General features: G+C 62.1%; 2 protein-coding genes and 1 pseudogene. 1 reads left to right on the top strand and 2 read right to left on the bottom strand.

Annotation, left to right across the window (positions count from 1 at the left end):
- The coding region (locus Q0030_RS40465; protein WP_298380688.1) for a hypothetical protein at positions 1-391 on the top strand (391 nt) is incomplete at its 5' end.
- On the opposite strand, the gene istB is transcribed toward Q0030_RS40465, so the two are convergent.
- Together istB and istA are read right to left on the bottom strand one after the other, a co-directional pair.
- The gene (istB, locus tag Q0030_RS40460) at positions 364-1,200 is read right to left on the bottom strand and encodes an IS21-like element helper ATPase IstB (RefSeq protein WP_363323548.1); all 837 of its coding nucleotides are present in this window, start codon (positions 1,198-1,200) and stop codon (positions 364-366) included. The genes Q0030_RS40465 and istB overlap by 28 nt on opposite strands.
- A pseudogene (gene istA, locus Q0030_RS40455) lies at positions 1,160-2,726 on the bottom strand (IS21 family transposase). The gene istB and the pseudogene istA overlap by 41 nt, the downstream one beginning before the upstream one ends.
- Positions 2,727-3,109 lie beyond the last annotated feature (383 nt).

Genomic DNA, 3,109 nt, shown 5'->3' with positions numbered 1-3,109 from the left:
AATTGAGTCATTGAGTCCCATAATCGATCCTGCGCCGGGAGATGAGTTCGCAATTATCTGGCCGGGGGTAAAGACAATGGAAGTGAATCTTGCGGAGTGCTCCGGTCAGCTTAAGCTCGATCACATTCCATTCGGACCCCTGCAGCGGGATGGAAGTGCGCTTCGGTCTCATCCGACGGACAGCGCATCGCGTGACCGCGCGGTGCATGACCTAGGCAATCTTCTTCAGATCGTATCGAGTGGAATCAAGGTCGCTCAGCGCTGCATCCGGGAAGGGCGAAGCGACGACGCGATCTCGCTCCTGGCACAGGTCGACGCGTCAGTACATCGGGCCGGCGGATTCGCACGCGAGACACTCCAATGTCAATCGGCGTTCAAAATTGACCCCTGATCGGCATCCAATTTTGACCCCTTTGGGCGCCGGGTTTTGACGGTAGCGCTCGCGCCGTCGGAGCTGGTCGGGGTTGCGGAGACGGCGCGAGCGCGGGTTGTTTGATCCTCATCGCGGCTCTTGAAGCGCCAACTGTCGTTTCCGGTCTCAACGATGTCACAGTGGTGGGTAAGCCGATCGAGCAGCGCGGTGGTCATCTTGGCGTCGCCGAACACACTGGGCCATTCGCCGAAGGCCAGGTTGGTGGTGACAATGATCGAGGTGCGTTCGTAGAGCTTGCTGACGAGGTGGAACAGCAGCTGTCCACCGGACTGGGCAAATGGCAGGTAGCCAAGCTCGTCGAGAACGATGAAGTCCATCCGCGTCAGATGATCAGCGAGCCGGCCCTGGCGGCCGTTTCGGGTCTCGGTCTCGAGCCGATTAACCAGATCGACGACGTTGTAGAAGCGGCCGCGGCGACCGGATCGGATGCAGCTTCGAGCGATGGCTATGGCGAGATGGGTCTTGCCGGTCCCGGTGCCGCCGACCAGGACGGCATTGCGCTGCTGGGCGATGAAGTTCCCGCTGGCGAGATCATGGACGAGGGTCTGATTGATCGGCGTGTCCTCGAACAGGAAGTCGTCGAGACCTTTGGCAAGCGGCAGTTTGGCGATGGTGAGCTGGTAACGGATCGAGCGCGCCTGCTTCTCGCTGATCTCCGCTTTGAGCAGATCGCCAACGATGCGCTGGGGCTCATGCTGACGTTTGACGGCGGTGGCCATGACCTCATCAAAGGCGGCCTTCATACCGTAGAGTTTGAGCTCGCCCATGAGGTCGAAGAGTTCCGTGCGTTCCATCAAATGGTTCTCCTGAGGTTGTCGTAACGGGCACAGTCGGCGATCGGCGCATGCCGCAGCGTCAGAGCAGCCGGTGTGAGGATCGTCGCCGGCGGACCAGGATCGCGTTGCCGGGCCAGGATGTTGAGAACGACATCGGCGGAATGAACGCTGTGACCGATCGCCTCGGCACAGGCAGCCTCGACCGCCGGTAGCCCGTCGGTCAGCACAGCGGCCAGGATGTTGACCATTTGGCGATCGCCGTCGTCGGCGCCGGCGAGCTTGCGCCGCACCCGCTCCATTGCGGCCGGCAGCACCCAGTCCTTGAATGGCGCACCGTTACGCAAGGCGCCGGGCTTGCGAGCGAGCACCGGAACGTAATGCCAGGGGTCGTAGACAGTCTCGCCGCGGCCGAACGAGCGCTGGTGTTCACCGACGATCCCTCCGTCCTGTCGGATCACGATGCGATCGGCATAAGCATGGACTTCGACAGGACGCCCGACTGCACTGGCGGTCACCGAGTACTTGTTGTTGTCGAAGCGGACCAGGCAGGTCTTGGAGACCGACGCCGGCACGGCATGGAACCCATCGAACCGGCCGGCATACGGAACGAGCTTCGGCCGCTCCGTCTCGAATACCTCCCAGATCGTCCGATCGGTGAACTCCGGATGCCGATGTGCCTTGGCATAGGCAATGCACCGGTCGGTCAGCCAGGCGTTCATCTCGTCGAAGCTCTTGAAGCGTAGCCGCGGCGTGAAGAACCGCTCGCGGACGAGGCCGACCTGGTTCTCGACTTGGCCCTTCTCCCAGCCCGAGGCCGGCGTGCAGGCCACAGGATCGATCAGATAATGGCTGCACATCTGCAAGAATCGGCGGTTGTAGAGACGGTTCTTGCCGACAAAGATCGCGTCCACCGCGGTCTTCATATTGTCGTAGATGCCGCGGCCACAGGTACCCTTGAACAAAGCGAAGGCCCGATCGTGGGCGTCGAACACCATCTCCTGCGTCTCGCGCGGGTAGGCCCGCACAAACAGCATCCGGCTATGGCAGAGCCGGACATGAGCCACCTTCACGATCACCGTCGTGCCGTTGAGCAGCACGACCTCATGGCTCCAGTCGAACTGGTAGGCTTCGCCCGGCGCAAAGCTCAGCGGCACATAGGCCGCAGCGGTCGCTTGCCCGCGTTCCTTGGCCCATTGGCGGGCGTAGCGCCGCACCGCATCGTAGCCGCCGTCATAGCCGCGCCCGCGCAGCTCTTCGAACAGCCGGATCAGCGTCAGTTGTTCGCGGGCGGGTTTAGCAGAGTTGCTGGCCAGCAGACCGTCGAGCTCTTCCGTCCAGCGCCCGAGCTTCGGCCGCGGCTGCACCTCGCGTTCATACTCAAACGATGTTCCGCCGGACCGCAGCACTTTGCGGACTGTGTTGCGTGACACCTTCAGGTCACGCGCGATCTCCTTGATCGACTTGCCCTTGATGAAGTGCTCGCGCCGTATCCGCGCAATCGTCTCCACGACCAGCATTCCCCTGACCACCCGCTTCGAATCAAAGCAGGCAGCCTGCAGTGGCTACAGTTCAAGGGGGTCACTTTTGGACGCCGATCCCCCAGCTTAGGGGGTCAAAATTGCACGCCGAATTACACTCGCCATCGTGCTTCCGCTTGGCACCGCACTTCTTCACTGTCTCGCGAAGGCGATTCCAGCGCATGATCGCCTTGAGAGCAACCCGCCGAAACTCCGGGGAGCGCCGCCAACGCGATTGGCTTGCTGTCGGCCGTGTGAGCGTCATTCGCTACCCCCTAGCAAAGGCTCCTGTGAGCTATCGCGCGATCTGCGCCACAGGATTGTTGCTCCAGTCCCGTGCGCCAGTCCCCTATAAGGGGGGACTGGCGCACTGGCGCAGAGGG

This window comes from uncultured Bradyrhizobium sp. (assembly GCF_947648125.1).
In the GTDB taxonomy this organism is placed as follows: domain Bacteria; phylum Pseudomonadota; class Alphaproteobacteria; order Rhizobiales; family Xanthobacteraceae; genus Bradyrhizobium.
This window is presented reverse-complemented; position numbering and strand designations above follow the sequence as displayed.

Coding starts and splice junctions, on each gene's coding strand:
- istB (WP_363323548.1), bottom strand. CDS start 1,200: ATGGGCGAGCTCAAACTCTACGGTATGAAGGCCGCCTTTGATGAGGTC.